General features: G+C 60.4%; 12 protein-coding genes. All 12 read left to right on the top strand.

What is annotated here, in order from left to right; genetic code table 11:
- Positions 1-83: 83 nt before the first annotated feature.
- The 12 genes from ACWDTP_RS28630 (at position 84) to ACWDTP_RS28575 (ending at position 19,266) form a co-directional block, all read left to right on the top strand.
- Positions 84-1,079 carry a hypothetical protein gene (locus ACWDTP_RS28630; RefSeq protein ID WP_450026137.1) on the top strand — a complete coding sequence of 332 codons (996 nt, stop codon included), beginning with the start codon at positions 84-86 and terminating at the stop codon, positions 1,077-1,079.
- Between the two features lie 333 nt (positions 1,080-1,412).
- Complete coding sequence (locus tag ACWDTP_RS28625) at positions 1,413-2,981, top strand: type I restriction-modification system subunit M (RefSeq protein WP_450026135.1); 1,569 nt, start codon at positions 1,413-1,415, stop codon at positions 2,979-2,981.
- On the top strand, positions 2,978-4,183 hold the full coding sequence (locus ACWDTP_RS28620) for a restriction endonuclease subunit S (RefSeq protein WP_450026133.1): 1,206 nt from the start codon (positions 2,978-2,980) through the stop codon (positions 4,181-4,183). The genes ACWDTP_RS28625 and ACWDTP_RS28620 overlap by 4 nt, the downstream gene beginning before the upstream one ends.
- The gene (locus ACWDTP_RS28615) at positions 4,180-7,287 is read left to right on the top strand and encodes a type I restriction endonuclease subunit R (protein ID WP_450026131.1); all 3,108 of its coding nucleotides are present in this window, start codon (positions 4,180-4,182) and stop codon (positions 7,285-7,287) included. Before ACWDTP_RS28620 ends, ACWDTP_RS28615 begins: the two co-directional genes overlap by 4 nt.
- Entirely contained in the window at positions 7,280-9,181 is a 1,902-nt protein-coding gene (locus ACWDTP_RS28610) for a KAP family P-loop NTPase fold protein (protein ID WP_450026129.1), read from the top strand. Before ACWDTP_RS28615 ends, ACWDTP_RS28610 begins: the two co-directional genes overlap by 8 nt.
- A gap of 370 nt (positions 9,182-9,551) precedes the next feature.
- Positions 9,552-10,028 carry a hypothetical protein gene (locus ACWDTP_RS28605; protein ID WP_450026127.1) on the top strand — a complete coding sequence of 159 codons (477 nt, stop codon included), beginning with the start codon at positions 9,552-9,554 and terminating at the stop codon, positions 10,026-10,028.
- Positions 10,029-10,057: 29 nt separating this feature from the next.
- Complete coding sequence (locus tag ACWDTP_RS28600) at positions 10,058-11,317, top strand: hypothetical protein (RefSeq protein ID WP_450026139.1); 1,260 nt, start codon at positions 10,058-10,060, stop codon at positions 11,315-11,317.
- The gene (locus ACWDTP_RS28595) at positions 11,314-12,099 is read left to right on the top strand and encodes a TatD family hydrolase (protein WP_450026125.1); all 786 of its coding nucleotides are present in this window, start codon (positions 11,314-11,316) and stop codon (positions 12,097-12,099) included. Before ACWDTP_RS28600 ends, ACWDTP_RS28595 begins: the two co-directional genes overlap by 4 nt.
- Before the next feature lie 208 nt (positions 12,100-12,307).
- On the top strand, positions 12,308-13,063 hold the full coding sequence (locus ACWDTP_RS28590) for a heme peroxidase (RefSeq protein ID WP_450026123.1): 756 nt from the start codon (positions 12,308-12,310) through the stop codon (positions 13,061-13,063).
- Positions 13,060-14,292 carry a DUF6361 family protein gene (locus ACWDTP_RS28585; protein WP_450026121.1) on the top strand — a complete coding sequence of 411 codons (1,233 nt, stop codon included), beginning with the start codon at positions 13,060-13,062 and terminating at the stop codon, positions 14,290-14,292. The genes ACWDTP_RS28590 and ACWDTP_RS28585 overlap by 4 nt, the downstream gene beginning before the upstream one ends.
- A gap of 202 nt (positions 14,293-14,494) precedes the next feature.
- Positions 14,495-16,147 carry a phospholipase D family protein gene (locus ACWDTP_RS28580; protein WP_450026119.1) on the top strand — a complete coding sequence of 551 codons (1,653 nt, stop codon included), beginning with the start codon at positions 14,495-14,497 and terminating at the stop codon, positions 16,145-16,147.
- A complete protein-coding gene (locus ACWDTP_RS28575; RefSeq protein WP_450026117.1) occupies positions 16,144-19,266 on the top strand; it encodes a DEAD/DEAH box helicase in 3,123 nt (1,040 codons plus the stop codon). Before ACWDTP_RS28580 ends, ACWDTP_RS28575 begins: the two co-directional genes overlap by 4 nt.
- Positions 19,267-19,356 lie beyond the last annotated feature (90 nt).

Genomic DNA, 19,356 nt, shown 5'->3' with positions numbered 1-19,356 from the left:
GGGTGTGCGGGAGTTGGACATCACCGACTTCACCAACCGCGAGTACAACCACTACCCGCTGTCCGTGCAGGCCGTTCCGGGGCATGCCGCAGGTCGAGGCGATGGGCTACCGGATCGACATGGTGGTCACCGGCGCCAAGGGCCGGCTGGCGATCGAATGCGATGGCGACTTTTGGCATGGGCCAGAGCAATACGAGAATGATCTGGCGCGGCAACGTGAATTGGAACGGTGCGGGTGGGAATTCCACCGCATCCGCGAGTCGATGTTCTACGCGGACATGCCGGGCACCCTGCAGGGACTGCGAGACACGCTCGACGAGCTCGATATTCGGACCGCGTACTGGATCGAGGTTGGCTTCGAGGATGGCGACGAACTTGATGAATCCGAAGACATGGGCGAAGAGTCGCACGACGACACGGAACCCGAGGTAGTCGAGATGGTGTCGCTGGATTGGCTCGACGTCGCGTTCATCGTCGATGACGACGACTTCGATGTCGTGGACATCGACGAGTGCGGAGGGGGAGCGCTCGCGTCATACACAGCGTTCAATGACTCTCTGCCGCCTATCCAGGACACGCCGTTGCCGGCCTTGGTTGCCAACATCGTTCGCATCGTCGAAGTAGAAGGGCCGGTGCTCGGACATCGGCTTCACGACGCATACCGCGATGCCTACGGCGGGCAACGTATCGGTAAAGCGGTTGCGCAGCAATTGAATCGAGCTATCCAATCCGCGGTGCGACGAGGACACATCATTGCGGACAATCCGCTCAATGAACCGGGCGTCAAGCCACGGACCTTCCGTGTCCCGTCGCAACCCGAGGTGGTGCTCCGGGTACTTGGGCCGCGTACGCTGAACCTGGTGCCGCCAGCGGAACTCGCTGCACACCTTGCGGAATTCGCGGCGCTCGACGATCTGTCGGATGACGAAGTGTTCCGCGCGGTCCTTGACATCCTCGGGTTGAAGCGGCTGACCGACAACGTGCGGCAGGTGCTCAGTGATGCGTCGAAGTTGGTGTCTGATCTGCCGAGTCGGGAACCTCAATCCTGCGCAGGGGATGCTGAGTATGTGTGGGGGTGACGTCAACCCCACCCCGCCATTGGGCAACGCGTCCATTGACACGGGTCGAGCCGGATCTAATGAACGACAACATTCCGAGTCGTTGGCCAAGGCGGTAGAGGTTCGCGCCGCGCACGCAAACTGCGCAAGGTTGTCGCACGTGTCACCTAGGCTGTGTGCGCACGCTCCGAATAGGATAAAAATGTCCTTGACCTGCGGTAATGTGAGACCGCGCCACTATAATCGAAAACAATCGCCAATGGGCGGTGTGAGGCCGGAGGGGATCTATTTGAACATGAGCGAGCTGCCGACTGACTACCCCGCCAACATTCATACGAGGGTGGTGACGTGGTAGTGGCTCCTGCAACGGGGGAGGCTCAGCGCGCCGAACTCCACAAGACGATCTGGCGCATCGCCAACGATCTTCGTGGCGCTGTCGACGGCTGGGACTTCAAGAGCTATGTCCTCGGTATGTTGTTCTACCGATTCATCTCCGAGAATCTCACTATGTACCTGAACCAACTGGAGCGCGACGCCGGTCAAGATGATTTCGATTACACCGAGCTAAGTGACAAGAGTGCCGAGTTTGGTCGGGAGGAGACGGTCAAGGAGAAAGGCTTCTACATTCTCCCGAGCGAGCTGTTCGCCAATGTCTGCGCGCGGGCGGCAAGGGACGAGAACCTGAACGAGACACTTCAAAAAGTCTTCAAGAACATTGAAGGTTCCGCTGTCGGCGCTGATAGCGAAGACGACCTGAAGGGTCTGTTCGATGACCTGGATGTCAATAGCCCCAAACTCGGCAATACCGTAGCCAAGCGCAACGAGAAACTCGTCAAATTACTAGACGCCATCGACAATTTGCCGCTCGGAAACTTCGAGGACAACTCGATCGATCTTTTCGGCGACGCCTACGAGTACCTCATGCAGATGTACGCCTCTCAAGCTGGCAAGTCCGGTGGTGAATACTACACGCCCCAGGAAGTCTCAGAACTACTGGCGCGCATTACGGTGGTTGGCAAGAAGTCGGTTAACAAGGTCTACGACCCCGCATGTGGCTCCGGCTCGCTGCTCCTGAAGTTCGCAAAGGTGCTCGGTAAAGACAAAGTGCGCCAAGGATTCTTCGGTCAGGAGGTAAATCTCACTACGTACAACCTGGCTCGCATCAACATGTTCCTGCACGACATCAACTACGAAAAGTTCGACCTCGCGCACGGTGATACGCTCCTCGACCCGGCGCACTGGGATGACGAGCCTTTCGAGGCGATCGTCTCTAACCCGCCATACTCGATCAAGTGGGAGGGCGATGCTAATCCGCTACTGATCAACGATCCTCGCTATGCCCCAGCTGGCGTGCTCGCGCCAAAGTCGAAGGCCGACCTCGCCTTCACGATGCACATCCTGTCGTGGCTGGCGGTGAACGGTACAGCCGCGATTGTCGAGTTCCCCGGCGTCCTCTATCGAGGCGGCGCGGAGCGTAAGATTCGCAGGTACCTGATCGACAACAATTACGTTGATGCGGTCATCCAGCTCCCGCCGGATCTGTTCTTTGGTACTACCATCGCGACCTGCATTATCGTGCTCAAAAAGTCGAAAAAAGATAATGGAGTGTTGTTCGTAGACGCATCAACGGAATTCAAGCGCGTTGGCAATAAGAACAAGCTTCTTCCAGATAACCAGCAGCACATTCTCGATGCTCTTGCCGCACGTGAAGGCGTTGACCACGTAGCGAGGCTTGTGCCGAACGAGGATGTCGCTGCGAACGACTACAACATCGCAATATCTTCTTATGTCGGACAAAAAGACACTCGAGAAATTGTTGACATCTCCGAACTCAATGCCGAGATTGGCCGTATCGTCGCCCGCCAGCAACAACTTCGCACTGCGATCGACGACATCGTCGCCGACCTAGAGGGTGCGAAGTGAGCGACCTCCGCGAACTTGTCACAAAGTTGGCGCCCAACGGCGTCCAGTTCAAGTCGCTCGCTGAGTTGTGCACGGTTTTTAATGGCTATGCCTTTAAGTCGACACTTTTCAATTCAGAGGGAATCGGCCTTCCGATTATCCGCATCCGAGACGTAAACACCGGTTTTTCCGACACATTTTATTCGGGTGAGTTTGACGATCGGTGGGTAGTCGAGAACGACGATATCCTCATTGGGATGGATGGTGACTTCCGAGCAAGTCGTTGGAAACATGGGCGAGCGCTCCTGAATCAGCGAGTGTGCCGTCTCCAAGAGTTCTCCGATGAGTTGCTGCCGGGTTTCATTTACTATCAGATTCAGGAAGAGCTCAATCGAATTCACTCATCAATTAGCGGGTCCACAGTTAAACACCTTTCATCCCGAGAATTGGAGCGTGCACAAGTTCCGGTGCCGCCCCTACCAGTGCAGCGGGAGATCGTGCGAGTACTGGACCGGTTCACGGAGTTGGAAACAGAGCTGGAGACCGAGCTCAGGACGGAGCTCGAAGCTAGACATGCTCAATATGCCCAATATCGAGATGCGCTTCTGCGCTTTGAGGATACTGACTGCGAATGGCTGACGCTTAGCGAGGTGGCGATCGAATTTGGCCGAGGAAAGTCCAAACATCGTCCGCGTAACGACGAGAAGTTGTACGGCGGTCGCTACCCGTTTATCCAGACTGGGGACGTTAGAAATAGCGGCCACCTGATAACCGAGTATACGCAAACTTATAACGAACAAGGCCTAGCCCAGAGCAAGCTCTGGCCGCGGGGGACGATATGTATCACGATTGCCGCTAATATCGCCGAAACGGGAATACTTGACTTTGATGCCTGTTTTCCTGACAGCGTTATCGGTGTCGTTGTAGATCCCGAAAAGACTTCTCATTATTATGTGGAGTATCTGCTGCAGTCACTTAAATCTAATTTGGCTGCGAAAGGACAAGGGAGCGCGCAGGCGAACATCAATCTTGCGACGTTCGAGAACGAGCGTTTCCCCTTCCCTTCCCTCGAAGAACAGGAACGCATTGTAGAAATCCTCGATCAGTTTGACGCGCTGGTGAGCGACCTCTCTAACGAGCTGTCTGCCGAACTCAACGCCCGCCGCAAGCAATACGAGCACCACCGCGACCGCCTGCTGACTTTCAAGGAGTTGACCGTATGACCGGCGGCAAAGCCGTCCACTACGACGCGATCGCGGTCTCTTCCGAGAGCACGGTCGTCGCGGAATTCGTACCTGACGGGATGGCAGCTGACTCTTACCAGTCGGAGGCCGACCTTGAACGTGGCTTCATCAAGATCCTGCAGTCGCAGGAGTACGAGTACCTTTCGATCACAGACGAACTCGACCTGGTCGCTAACCTTCGTGCGAATCTTGAAGCACTGAACGGTATTACGTTCACTGACCCCGAGTGGAAGCAATTTTTCACCGAGAAAATTGCTGGTGCGAACGAAGGTATCGAGGACAAGGCCGTCCGTATCCAGGAAGACTACGTCCAGATCCTGACACGCGATGACGGCTCGACGAAGAACATCAAGCTGATCGACAAGGCGAACATCCACAACAACAAACTGCAGGTCATCAATCAGTACGAGGTCGGTCAGGGCGAGGGGGGCGCCAAGTACGCTAACCGATACGACGTGACGGTGCTCGTCAACGGCGTGCCGATGGTGCACATCGAGTTGAAGCGGCGCGGTGTCGCTATTCGCGAGGCGTTCAACCAGATCAACCGCTACCAGCGGGATAGTTTCTGGGCCGGCGCTGGTCTGTTCGATTATGTGCAGCTATTCGTCATCAGCAACGGCACGCATACGAAGTACTACAGCAATACGACGCGTCGCCAACACATCAAGGAAGCCGTCGGATCATCGAAGGTCAAGAAGACCAGCAACTCGTTTGAGTTCACGTCATGGTGGGCGGATGCGGCCAACAAGCCGATTCAAGACCTAACCGCCTTCGCAACAACGTTTTTCGCGCGGCACACACTGCTAAACATCCTGACGAAGTACTGCGTCCTCACTGCCGACCGGCTGCTGCTGGTCATGCGCCCGTATCAGATCGTTGCAACCGAGCGAATCCTGCAGAAGATCGATATCTCGACCAACTACAAGCACCTCGGCACCCTCTCCGCCGGTGGCTACATTTGGCATACCACCGGCTCCGGCAAGACTCTGACCTCCTTCAAGACAGCCCAACTTGCATCGAAGCTCACCAGCGTCGACAAAGTGCTCTTCGTGGTCGACCGCAAGGATCTCGACTACCAGACGATGCGCGAGTATGACCGGTTCGAGAAGGGTGCTGCGAACTCCAACACCTCGACCGGGGTGCTAAAGAAGCAGCTCGAAGACCCGAGCGCCAACATCATCATTACGACGATCCAGAAGCTCGCGACGTTTATCAACGCGCCTGCGAACAAGAACCACGCGATCTTTAGCGGGCACGTCGTGATCATCTTCGACGAGTGTCACCGATCGCAATTCGGCGATATGCATCAGGCCATCATGAAGGCGTTCAAGCGCTACAATCTGTTTGGCTTCACGGGTACACCGATCTTCGCCGTGAATTCGGGCACAGGCGGCAACCCACAGCTTCGCACGACACCCCAAGCGTTCGGCTGCTACTGGCATGGCGATCCGCGCAACTGCCCTGCTGAGCAGCATTCGACAGCGGCGCACACCTACACGATTGTCGATGCGATCAACGACAAGAACGTGCTGCCGTTCCGCATCGACTACGTCAACACCGTCAAGATGCCAGCGGGCATCAAGGACAAGCAGGTGTCTGCCATCGACACCGAGAGGGCTCTGCTGGCATCTGAGCGTGTGCGTCAGGTCGTGGAGTACACGCTGGAGCATTTCGATCAGAAAACGAAACGCGCTCAACATTATTCGCTCGGTGAGCGTCGCGACCACGGCTTCAATGCACTGTTCGCCACCGCGTCGATTGAGGCTGCGCGCATTTACTACAACCAGTTCGCCATCCAGCAGGAAGACCTGCCGCCGGACAGACGTCTCAAGGTCGGGTTGATCTACTCGTATGCCGCCAACGAGGCCGTTGAGGATGGGGTGCTTGATGAGGAAGAATTCGAGACAGGACAGCTCACCTCGTCCGCTCGCGAGTTCCTAGAAGACGCAATCCAGGACTACAACGACCTGTACGGCACCAGTTTCGACACGTCCAGCGACAAGTTTCAGAACTACTACAAGGACCTGTCGCTCCGGTTGAAGAACCGCGAAATCGACCTTGTGATCGTGGTCAACATGTTCCTCACGGGCTTCGACGCCACGACGCTGAACACTCTGTGGGTCGACAAGAACCTGCGATCCCACGGCCTCATTCAGGCGTACTCACGTACGAACCGAATCCTGAACTCGGTCAAGACATACGGCAACATCGTCAGCTTCAGAGACCTTGAGGAAGAGACCAACGACGCCATCGCGCTTTTCGGCAACAGGGATGCGGGCGGCATCGTGTTGCTTAAGCCGTATGCCGAGTACTACGGCGAGTACACCGACAAGGTCACCGAACTGCTCCAACGGTTTCCGTTGGGGGAGCAGATTGTTGGCGAGAGCGCACAGAAAGCGTTTATTGCGCTGTTCGGGCAGATCCTGCGCCTGCAGAACATTTTGGTGTCATTCGATGACTTCGCGGGCAACCAGATCCTGACCGACCGCCAGGCTCAGGACTACCGCAGCGTCTACCTCGGCCTGTACGCCGACTTCCGCAGCGACGCGAATGTCGACAAAGAGTCGATCATCGACGACGTTGTGTTCGAAATCGAGCTCATCAAGCAAGTCGAAATCAACGTCGACTACATCCTGATGCTCGTCCACAAGTACCGTGAGGCGAAAGGTGACGGCGACGACAAGGAGATTCGCGCCGAGATCATCCGGGCCGTCGATTCCAGCCCGAGCTTGCGGAACAAGAGAGATCTCATCGAGGACTTCGTCGACTCAATCTCCACCACTGGCGCGATCGACGAGGAGTGGCAGAACTACGTGGCTGCACGTAAGACAGCCGAGCTTGATCGGATCATTTCCGAGGAGAACCTCAAACCTGACGAGACTCGCGAGTTCGTCGAGACAGCCTTCCGCGATGGTGCGATTCAGGCGACCGGTACGGCGATCATCAAGGTGTTGCCACCTGTCTCGCGCTTCACCGCTGGCGGTGGTCACGGCGAGAAGAAGCAGCGGGCACTCGAAAGGCTCGCCGAATTCTTTGAGAAATTCTTCGGATTGGGCTCGGGCAGAGGGCTCGTTGATGACTAGTGAAAACGAGGCTTCCGCACCAAATACCAGCTATCCGCTGTGGTCAGACGAGCCCACCGCTCGCGACTTACTGTCGTTCGACGCCGTTGCGGCAACTGTGGTGGACGCGGTCCTTGACGACAAGCTCGACCCGATAGCACTCGGGCTGTCGGGCTCATGGGGTAGCGGTAAGACCAGTGTTCTGGAACTCGTGAACGCGCAGCTTGAGGCGCGAAATGCGAATGCCGAGGACGGCCACATTCTTGTGATCTCAACTCAACCGTGGCGATATGACCCGGCGGTTGGCCCCAAGGAGAGCCTCATTGCGGAGGTACTTGATGCGCTTGGCGGCGAGATCAAGCCAGGGACCGGCGAGAAAGCCAAAGATATTCTCGGCAAGCTTGTTGGTCGGGTGAACTGGTCCAAGGCATTCAAGATCGCCGCGAAGGCCGGTGTGGCGCTGCAGTTGCCGTCGATCGATGACTTACTCGGTCTCATCAAGGAGGACCCGGGCAATGTCGAATCCCCAGATCGGGGCTTGGCTGGGTTTCGCGAGGACTTCGCATCACTGTTGGCTTCTGATGAGCTCAAGCACATTTCGCGCACAGTTGTCCTCGTCGATGACCTTGATCGCTGCCTGCCCGAGACCGTAGTTGAGACACTGGAGGCGATTCGGCTATTTCTGTCCACCGAGGGCATGTCTTTCGTTATCGCCGCCGACGAGGATCGGGTTGCAGACGCAATCCAGCAACGACTGGGCACCTCCGGTGAAGGCGCCAACGGCGTTGAATCACCAGCTCGGCTCTACCTCCACAAGATTGTGCAGACGACGGTCCCGCTTCCCGCACTGAGCCAGTTCGATACCAATGCCTACCTATTCCTGTTGCTTGCGGAGCGGGACATTCAGCCGGACGTCTTCGACAAACTTGTTGACTCCTCGGCCAGCCTTCGTCTGCAGAGTGGTTCACTCGACGAACTGGAGATTCCGAGCGAAGTCGATGTAACCTCCCAACTGGCCACAGCCTCTCGGCTAACCCCGATGCTCTACGAAAAATTTCGGGGTAACCCGCGGCGGATCAAGCGCTTTCTCAATGATCTACACGTTCGCCAATCCGTGGCCCAACGCCGCGGTATCACGCTTTCCTCGGACGCCGTCGCCAAGCTGATGATGTTGGAGCGTTTGCTTCCCGACGACTTCGCGGTCGTGCTCGAATGGCTTGCAACGAATCGGCTGCGCAATAAGCTCGAAGCCCTTGAGAAACTCGCCAACGAACCGGACATCCCTACGGAAGAGCAGACCACTGACGAGGTTCCCGACCAGGGTTCAGCGAAGGGCAAATCCGCCCAAAAGATTGACAGCCCGCCCGTAGAGCCAACTGGTGATACCGACTTCTCCGACACCCTGCAGCGTTGGGCGAAACTACCGCCGCGCCTCAGTGATGCCGATGTATCAAGCTACCTCGTTTTGGCGGCATCGTTCGAGGGCAAGCAGCTTATCAACGAAGGGCTGCCTGAGCGCCTACGTGACGTTGCCAGCGCCCTGATCTCGTCCACCAAGGTCGATCGCGACGGTGTCACCGATGACAACCTCAAGGCGCTCAACGTGACCGATGCGAGGACGCTCATTACACATCTCGGGGGTCTGACGCGGGACCAACCCTCCATCCAGCGCTACTCGGTCGCTGGCATGCTGCGCCTCGCGCGCAATCACCCAGGCAACGAAGATGTCGTGATAGCCGCGTTGAAGTTGCTCCCCGCCGCGGACGTCACCGTTCCCAGCGTCATGCTGCTCAATCCAGAATCGTCGGAGTATGAGGCTGTACTTTCCACCTGGGATGCCTCCAACACTTCTCAACAGGTGAGGCAAGCGATCACGGCTGTTCGATCCGGTTGGAGCGGAAGCAGTGGGAACTAGCGGGGCTTTCGGCGGGAGCGGCGGCAAAGCTGCGAAGGACCTACGCGACTCAATCGCTGACTGGCTTGATGATGCGCCAGTTTCGGAATCACACACACGAGCGGATGCGACGGACCCCGATGGTGGCGACGGTACGTCGGGAGTGCCCGGGGCGGACGGCCAACCCGGCCAAGCAGGATCGCCACCTACAGGCATGGATCTGCGGCCGATAATTCGAATCTTGACAGGCGGCGGTCGTGGTGGCGACGGTCCTGGAGGTGGTGGCGGATCTGCCCGCGCGGGTGGTAGCGCTGGCGGATCGGGTAGATCCGGCGGCGGCGCCCAGCGCTCGCTGGGTGCCACATCACGGGCGGCTGGCCGCGCCGGAGCGTTGGCCCGGGCCTACGTCTCGGGTGATCGTGTCGCGCTGGAGACCGCAGGCCTGGACTACGATGCCCTTCTTGCTCTCGGCGACGTCGTCAGCATCGGCACCAAGATCGTTGAGGCGGCCTTTGAGACGCGTGCCGACAGCACGATCGAGGATGCAGAAAATCGCGAGATCGTTGCCGATATCGTGACGTGGATCCTCGACCATCCCAAGGCCCAGCAACCTACCCCCGAGGAAATCGTCCGCAAGTCCATCGAAACGATCATCGCGGACACGGTGCTGACTGAGGCCGGGGACCGAATTCGCCAAGAACGATCGAGGGAGAAGCGTCAGGCAGCTGAGCTGGAAATCCGTGAGGCAGCCGAGGTATACGCCAGCCAGGTGACGCTCACCAACACGGGCGCATCAGAGCGGGAGATGGCTACGGCCATCGAGGGCGGCATCCGCGAGCTTGGCAAGATCTTTGGGGGCGAGAAGTGACGGACTTCTTGCTCACTATTGATGAGGAGATGGCTGTGGGCGCCGCGGACTTCGACGAAGTATTTCTCTGGACACGCTCTGCCCCTTCAACTTTCACTGGCGCGCTCGACCCTCGCCTGGAAGCATTCGGTCCGGTGCGCCCGGAGAACGTTGACTTCGTCAGACTTGCTCTCGGCGTCTTCTCAGCAGATCGGTCTGTTCGGCGTGCATCCCGCGGCGCCGACTGGAATGCTCGCGATATCACGCTGACGGTCGAAGTCGGCACCCCAAGCACGTGGCAGGAGCAAGCTGCCGAACTGGCTGAGGTTGTTGGCTTCCTGACTGGCGATCGTTGGTCGTTCGTTTTTACCCAGGCACCGGCCAACGAGTCTGACAGGCAACTGCCGATCGATCCACCGCCCACTACAACCGCTCTGCTGAGCGGTCGAGCTGATTCCGCTACTGGGGCGCTCGTCACTGCCTTGGACATACCAGAGGGCGCAACACTCCAGTTGGTGTCTCACTTCAGTGCCAACGCGGTCTCGCCATTCCAAACCGACCTCGTGAAGCGCCTTCAACAGCTGGCACCGGGCCGAGCAATCGTCCATCGGCAGAACAACCTGAACCGCCGTGCGAGGCGGCCAGGCGGATCTCGATTTCCAAGCGAGTCGTCGAGTCGATCCCGATCGCTCTTATTCCTGGCACTTGGTCTGGCTGTCGCGGAACCGTCGGGCCAGACGCTATTAATCCCTGAGAACGGCTTTGCCTCGCTCAACCCGCCGCTGGGTGCGGAGCGACGGGGCGCACTCTCGACGCATACTACGCATCCCCGCTTTCTGCGTGAGCTCGAGGGCATACTTGCGAAAGTGGGTGCACACGGGGCGATACAGAACCCATTCGAGTCGATGACCAAAGGCGAGATGTTCGGCGAGGTTGCACGGCGGATCGGGAAGACGGAGGCGTCAAACTATCTGAGTGCCACCAACTCTTGCTCGCACACAGATGCTCGTTACAGCGGCGCATCGGCCGGGGCCCAGTGTGGCGTTTGTTTCGGCTGTCTGATGCGACGTGCGTCCTTCCACGCGGCAGAGATTGAGGACCGGACAGAATATCTCTGCAACGACCCAGCGAACCGCTTCGCGGAGTTTGTCGCTCAGAAGTCGATAGTTGAGGCTATGCGCGACTTTGCGACCGAGGACCCGAAACCGAGCATGGTCATGACGATGTCGCTGCCGAGCGACTATGCGCCGGGAGCGGCGTTGGATCTCTGTCAGCGCGGCATCGCCGAACTGAGGGGTTTCCTGCCATGAGCCGGGTGCTGCCACCACTGGACATGCACGCGCACGTCGACCCTGGCGTATCTCCACGTTCGCTAGAGCAACTCGGTGCTGTTGTCTTTGTCGCAACGCGTTCACTTGACGAGTATCAACAGGCCAGCAGCCGTACGGACGCGGTGACCGTGTGGGGCGTCGGATGCCATCCGGGAATTGCTGCTGCTCAGGCCGCATATGACGAGGCTCATTTTTCTGCTGCGCTTGCTGCCACCGCCTACGTGAGCGAAGTGGGCCTAGATGACAGTTCGGCTGTCCCGATCGATCGGCAAGTAGAAGTCTTCGGGTCGATCCTGGCGCAGGTGTCAAACAGACCCAGGCTCATCTCGATTCACAGCAAACGGGCGACAACCCGCACGATCGATCTGATCGAGCATTCAGGCGTGCGTGGGTCAATCCTTCATTGGTGGCTCGGGTCAGTGTCCGACACGCGACGCGCAATAGACCTTGGGTGCCTATTCTCGATCAATCGGAGCATGGACGTTGCACGGCTGCTGAAAGCCGGCGTACCCCTGAACTGCCTTCTTCCGGAAACAGATCACCCGAGTGGCAACCGAGGAGGCGATGGTCCATGTCAGCCTGGTTGGACCATTGATGTCGAGAAAGCAGTGGCGACAAGCTACGGGGTCGGTGTGGATGAGGTTCGGCAGTATTTCTGGGACACACTTGTGCGTGAAGTCGACCGATGCGGCGTAGTCGACTTGATGCCACCCGTCGTACAAGCGATGCTCCGTCAAGCCCGCAGCACGCGTTCGGCGTGAAGGCATCTCGGGATGCTCTGGGGTTCAGTACCTTCGTTCCTGCGGGCGCACCGTCACCCAGAACCAGATCCCGCCAGCTCAGGCCCGTCCCCCGAAACCCCACCACCCCGGGAGACTCAGCCCGACATTCGCGCACGGGGCAATATCCCGTCGTATCGCAATGGCATGGGTTGGAGCTCACCTTGCCCAGGGCTAAGGAGTGGGGGACGTGAATGATCTTGATCGGCTGCTAACGGCGTGTGACGTGCTGGGCAGCCCTGAACGCTGGTTCCGTCCCGATGGATATCACGACGGGCTGGCCTTGTGCATCATCGATTCGATCCAGTCGACCGGCTCCCACTACTCCAGTGTTCTCAACGTCGTCGGCCGCTACCGCAAACATCGAGGTGATGCGGCGACGACTGACGGAACAGCGGAACTGCTCGCTACATTTGACGACTTCGGCGGCGTCGACGGCTGGGTAGCCGAGATCGGCAACCAGAAGCCGGCCTCGACCCGTAAAGGCACGTCGCTGAAAGCCGCTGTCATCCAACAGGTCACGCGCAATCTTCACGACAACGGTGTCCGCACCACCGATGACCTGCGAGCCCGCGGCGCCCTGGAACCCGGCAACGAGGCCCGACGACGGGCCACCAAGAAGCTGTGGACCGGCGTCGAAGCGCAATCGTCCGGGATCACCTGGAATTACGGGCTCATGCTCGCCGGCCTGCCGGGTGTCAAGGCCGACCGCATGGTGGCCCGATTTGTCAGTCGGGCACTCGGCGGTGTGGAGCTGTCACCGGAGGCCGCCTCATCCCTTGTCCGCCAGGCAGCACTGCGGATGGAAGTGTCCGCAACCGATCTCGATCACGCCATCTGGCGCAAGGAATCGGGCCGTCCGGTGTCGGTCGATCCGGATGACGAGCAGCAGCCGGTTCTCGAAGACATCGACGACGTGGACAACCGAGACCTCAACGCGCGATGACCTCCCTCATCGCGTGGCTCGACGCGTCGAGCGAGGATCAGCGGCGGATGCGCGAAATCGTCAACCTGTTCAGCGAACGGGAAAGCCGCGACGAGCTCGGTATCGGCCAGGTCCGCGACGCACTCAGCGACTTGCTGTGGCCGGGCACCTCGACCCTGTTCACTCGCGCCCGGTACTTCCTGTTCATCCCGTGGTGCTACCGCGCCGCCGCCGAGACCCACCACGACGCCGAGAAAGCGACCGCGCTCGCCGACCGCCACGAACGCCGCCTCATCCGCGGGCTTCTCGACGCCGGTGAGAAGGACGGGGTGGTTGGTGCCACGGTCGGTGTGGCACTGAAGAACTTGCCGTCGGCGCTCTACTGGGGAGGCATGCGTGTGCACGGCGTCCTCAATGACCCTACCCTGAGCCGCGAGGACGCCATCGTTGCGGAGGTCGACCGGGTTCGCGCCCGCCGCCCCGCCAGCACCGACTACGAGGACGATGCGGCGGTATGGCACGCCGGGGCGTTTCACGCTACGTTGCCGCCGGTGCCGCCCGGCTTCCCGGCCGAGGTACCGGACGGGTTCGCCCTTCCCCTCAGCGAAGCAGCCTGGCTGCGTGACCGGATGCTGGCCAGCGCGCCCGACACGATGCTCGAATATGCCCTGCACCATCGCCCCGACACCAACAGCACGGTGCCCTGGAAAGACTCGGTGCTCATGTCGGCTGACGGCGAGCGCAGAAAGGTGCTCGACGACGCGCGTCGCTTCTCCATCCTGATGAACAGCGCCTCCCTGCTGTACAACCTGCTGCTGGCGGAGGCATACGAGCAGGAAGGCTTCGATCGCGTGGAGAACCCGGTCGAGCAGTACCGGCAGAAGCTGGACGAATGGGCAAGCCAATCCACCGTGCAGGACGACATCAACACCTGGAACATCGCCGAATTCTGGAGCCGCGTCCTCACCCAGAACCCTGCAGTTAACCTGCGGTCCCGCCGATTCATCGACGACTGGCTCGGCCTGCTCGCCTCCAACGACCTTGCCGCGCTCGCAGACAATGACGAGGTGCGGGCGTTCATCCGCCGCCGGGAGGGGGAGCACAAACGCTCCCAGGCGAGGCTGGTGAACAAGCGCCTGCTTCAAGCCTGGCTCGGATCCTCGGGGAGCAGCCAGCTGGTGTACCGCTGGACTCAACTTCGGCCTGTGCTCCGCGACATCCACGACGGGTTGGAGCGCGCCGATGCTTGAGCCGGATTCGCGTGCCGCGCTGACCGAGCAGCTTCGCCCACCCAGTGGATTTCAGCTCGAACACGCCGTCGCGACCACCTTCACCCTCGACCTGACCGCCGCCCTGTCGATCCCGCTTGCCTTTGCGGCACATCGAGTTCGGGAAAGCCGCGACCCGATCGCAATCCTGGACGCGGTCCGCCGCGCGGCCGACAAGATTGACGTGTTCGCACAGGCCGGCCAGGTCGCTGAGCCGCGAATTACATCCGACTTGTTCGCCCTGCTCGAACCGATGATCCATCCTGTGCAAGCGCCCCGCCGGAACCTGCTCTTCCACCCGAAGGTTTGGGTTTTGGAGTACGCCAACGGTGATGTGCGCACCTACCGAATGCTCTGCGCGAGCCGCAATCTCACCAACGACCGAAGTTGGGACCTGGTCGTGCGGCTCGACGGCCTCGCCACCGAGAAGCTGACGGAGCAGAGCGCACCGCTCGCCGCATTTGTGCGCGCCCTACCGGCGATGGCCGTACAACCGCTGGCGCCATCTCGCGTCGCCCGGAACGCCGCGCTCGCGGACGCCGTGGCCACCGTCGAGTGGGAGCGTCCGACGGACGTGCGGTCGCTGCGGTTTCACCCATTCGGTGTCCCGGAGATTCCGACGCGTCCGGCGCACGAACTTTTCTCCGGTGTGCGACATGGCATCATCTCGCCGTTCGTCAGCGACGACGGCATCGCCCGGATCCTGCCACCGCAGTCAAACGTGACGACCGTCCTGGCCCGGCGCGAACAACTCGACCGGCTCAGTACGGCAACGTTGAGCCGCATCGAGGGACTGGTCCTTGACGACGCCGCCAATGACGACGCCACCGCCGAGGAGGCAGTCTCGGAGTCGCCAGCGGACGGGACCGTTCGTCTAACCCCCGCCGAATCACTTGCCGGTCTGCACGCGAAGGCCTATGTCGTTGACCGGCAGTCGGGCTCGCACCTCTATCTGGGGTCGGCCAACGCGACCGCACCCGCGTTCGGCGGTAACGTGGAGCTGCTCGTCGAGTTCGAAGGCCCACGTACCAAGCTGGGGGTGGCGGCACTCCTTGGCGAACAATCGCCGCTGCGAGCACTCACGATTCCCTACCAACCCGCCGGCGGTGCGGACACCCCGGCAGACGAGCTGGCGAATCATACGCTCGAACAGGCTCTGCGTGAACTGGCGTCCCGCCGATACTTCGCGCAGGTTGAGTCCGAGGAAACCGAGGGTGTCGACGCGATTGAGGACGGAAATGGCCCCATCCCGCAGTATCGGATTCGCCTGACCGCAGACGCCGCGGTGCGCGTGCCAGACGGGATGAACGCTCGGGTTTCCTTGTTGACGCGCCCCGCCAACACCGCGGACGTCCCCGGCGCACCTGTCCAATTCGACCGCCTCGCCCTCACCGACATCACCCCGTTCGTCGTCCTCCGAATCACCGACCACCGCGATGTCACGGCATCCACTGTTGTCGCGGCAACCCTCGACGGCGACATTCCTGGCCGGCAGGACGCCGTCATCGCCCGTCAGCTGGCGGACCGCTCGGCGTTCATGCGGCTGTTGGCGCTGCTGCTCGCCCTCGAAGGCGGAGACGGTGCAATGGGCTTCGATCGACTGGGCTTCGCGGCCGAGGCCTGGGCTGAAGACGGCAGCGGCCTGTTCGAGACTTTGGTGCGCGCGATCGGCGTCGAACACGGCGGCCTGGCCGATGTCCGGCGGATCGTGGAACACGTGCGGGAAGCGGAGAAGCGACGCAGCGATGGCGGACCGTCCGTGCTTCCCGGCGGATTCGATGAACTGTGGGAAGCGGTCTGGGACGCCTATTCCGCGAAAGCGGAGGTCACGCGATGAAAAGTGACGAAGTCGAGCGGATCCTCGCTGGCCTCAAAGGCTTCCAACGAGACGCCGTCGAGCACGTTGTTGATCGCCTGTACAGACCGCAGGCCTCCAGCGGGCGGTTCCTGGTCGCCGACGAGACTGGGCTCGGCAAAAGCATCATCGCGCGAGGCGTCGTCGCGGCCACCATCGCCGAACTGCAGGATGCGGCTCACGTCGACCGTATCGACGTGGTCTACATCTGTTCCAGCACCGACCTCGCCAAGCAGAATCTGCAGCGCCTCAACGTGACCGGAGACCCTCTCGTCAGCATCACCAGCCGATTGACGCTGCTGGCGCTGGACAGTGGGCGGTTGGCTTCCGACGCGATGCTCGACGGCAAGAAGGTGAATCTCGTATCCTTCACCCCCGGAACTTCTTTCGAGATGGGGTGGCAGACGGGTTCGCAGGAAGAACGTCAACTGCTGCACATTCTCCTCAACGGAATGACGTGCTCCGATTCGGAATCCGAGCGCGCGTCAGCCCTGTTCTTTCAAGGTCAAGTGCGGAATTTGACAGACTTCCAAACAGGTATCGCACGAATGCGGGGGCTGCTCGGAGCGGGGCCTGATGCTGTGATCCTGCACGAGTTCTGCGAATCAATCGAGGCCAGCGGTCTGCGTCGTGAGTTCGACACCGTCCGCGATCGGCTCAACGGGATGGACGAGATCCCCAGCGAGTTGAGGCCGGCGGTAAAAAGCATCACGTCTCGTCTTCGAGGCGCACTCGCGAAGGCCAGCGTGGAATCGCTGGAGCCTGACCTCGTGATTCTTGATGAGTTCCAACGCTTCCGGCATCTCATTGACCCCGCCAGCGACAACCCGGCGAGCGAGCTCGCGCACCATCTGTTCAACTACCGCCACGCGAAGGTCTTACTGCTCTCTGCGACGCCCTACAAGCCCTACACCACCGTGGCAGGGGATACCGAGGACGACCACTACCAAGACTTCATGACGACGCTGAGCTTCCTCACTGCCGGCGACTCGGCATCAATGGAACGGATCCGTACGGCGTTCCGCTGCTACCGTCAGGCAGTCGTCGCCGGCAAGAACGCGGACAATGAGGCTACCGAGTTGCGCAAAGCGCTGGTGCCTTTCATGAGTCGCTCTGAGCGTCCCCGGCTCGACGAGGGCCGCGATCTGCTGGTCCGGCGGGTGGTCAGCCGCGTGCCGACCCCAGACGATCTGCGCGGCTACGCGGCACTCCAAGCCTTTGCGCGAGAAGTCGATTCACCGGTGAGCCTGGACTACTGGAAGTCCATCCCATATTTCGGCAGCTTCATGGACGGATACCGGCCAGGGGAGCGGGCACGGCTGCAACTCGAGAGTGGCACCGCGACAACGGATCTGAGGTCGTGTATCGATCGGCTTCGCTTGATCGATGCACACGCCATTCGGGGCTATGAAGCTATCGATTACGGAAACGCACGGCTGCGGGCGTTCGCGGCCGAGACGATCGACAAGGACTGGTGGAAGCTGCTCTGGATCCCGCCGTCAATGCCGTACTTGGCGCCGGGTGGGGTGTTCGCCGAGTTTTCTGATGGTGCCGTCACAAAGCGGCTGATCTTTTCGGCCTGGTCGAGTGTCCCAACGTCAATCGCGAGTCTGCTGAGCTACGAAGCGGAACGGCAGATGGTCGCCCAATCCGGTTTGACAGAGAACACGGCGGAGGCGCGAAGGGCGGTGTCTACCCGGTTCGACTACGTGATGCGCGACGACCGAGCGGCCAGCATGTCGACGCTGGCGTTGTTTTGGCCCCATCCAGCACTCGCCGAAGCGGGTGACCCGCTGACTCTTTCGTCTGACAATCATCGGTTGATGAGTGCTGACGTCGCACGTGACCTGGTCGACCAGCGGCTGAGAACGGGCGACGCAGATTCGGATGCTGGGTCAACCGATGCGGTGTGGGAGTCGTTCTTTTCGTGGCCGGGCAGTTGGCCCGCAGGGGCGCATCGGCGTTCGGACGTCGCCGCGTATTGGCTGGCCGGAGGCGGCGACGCGACCAAGAAGTCGGAGGACTCCGATGCGGGACGCGCGATCAGACAGCACGCCAAGATCGCCCTCGACCGATCCGCCTCGCCGCATTGGCATCACGATCTCGCGCTGCTGGCACTGCACAGTCCTGGCAACGTGGCCTACCGGGCGCTTGGTCGAATCTGCGACGACATCGACCAAGAACTCCGAACAGCGTTATGGCAGACAGCCGCTCGGCTTGCCAACGGCATCCGAACACTGTTCAACCGCATGGACGTCATGTACCTGCTCGATCAGCTATACGGCCGGGATCAGCCGTATTGGCGGACAGTGCTTCAGTACTGCGCCGACGGAAACCTCCAGTCCGTGCTCGACGAGTACTGCTTTCAGCTGAAGCTCGAACTCGGCGGTTCACGTATTGACGCCAATGCGCTGAACAAGATCGCGGATCGGGCGATCGAAGCGCTGACTCTGCGGACGTCGCGCTACACCGCGCGTACTGCGGACGGTGAACTCGGGAAAATTCCCATCACCGTACGGTTCGCTCTCAGATACGGGAGTGCGGCAAAGGATGCGGAGAGCGTTCGAGCGCCGGAGGTTCGCAACGCGTTCAACAGTCCGTTCTGGCCGTTCGTGCTCGCCTCGACGAGCGTGGGGCAGGAGGGGATTGACTTCCACTGGTGGAGCCATGCCGTCGTGCACTGGAACTTGCCGTCCAACCCGGTCGACTTCGAACAACGCGAAGGCCGGGTGAATCGCTTTGGCGGGCACGCGGTTCGCAAGAACGTCGCTGCGGCACATGGCCGGCAAGCGCTGGCAGAAGCGCGGGCCGGGAAGCACCCGTGGCAGTGTGCCTTCGACGCGGCGGTCGACCGCCCGGAGCTCGGTGAGTTTTCGCCGTGGTGGATCTATCCGGGGGAGGCCCGGGTGGAGCGGATGATCGTGCACTTCCCCCTGAGTCACGAAGACGCGCAGTATGAGCGGCTCCGGGACTCCCTGACGCTGTATCGCATGATGCTTGGCCAGCCGCGGCAGGAGGACATGATGGAGTTGTTGCGTCAGCGGGGTGTAAGTGAAAGCCAGGTGGCGCAGCTTGACCTGCGGCCACCGGCCCGCCGGTGACATAACGTCGGGATGGCCGGTGAGGTACTCATCGCGGCACCATCAAAGCTTGGTGTTCACAGATCCCACACCTGATTCGGATCATCAAGG

The sequence above is a fragment of the Mycobacterium sp. NPDC003449 genome (assembly GCF_053588415.1).
This window is presented reverse-complemented; position numbering and strand designations above follow the sequence as displayed.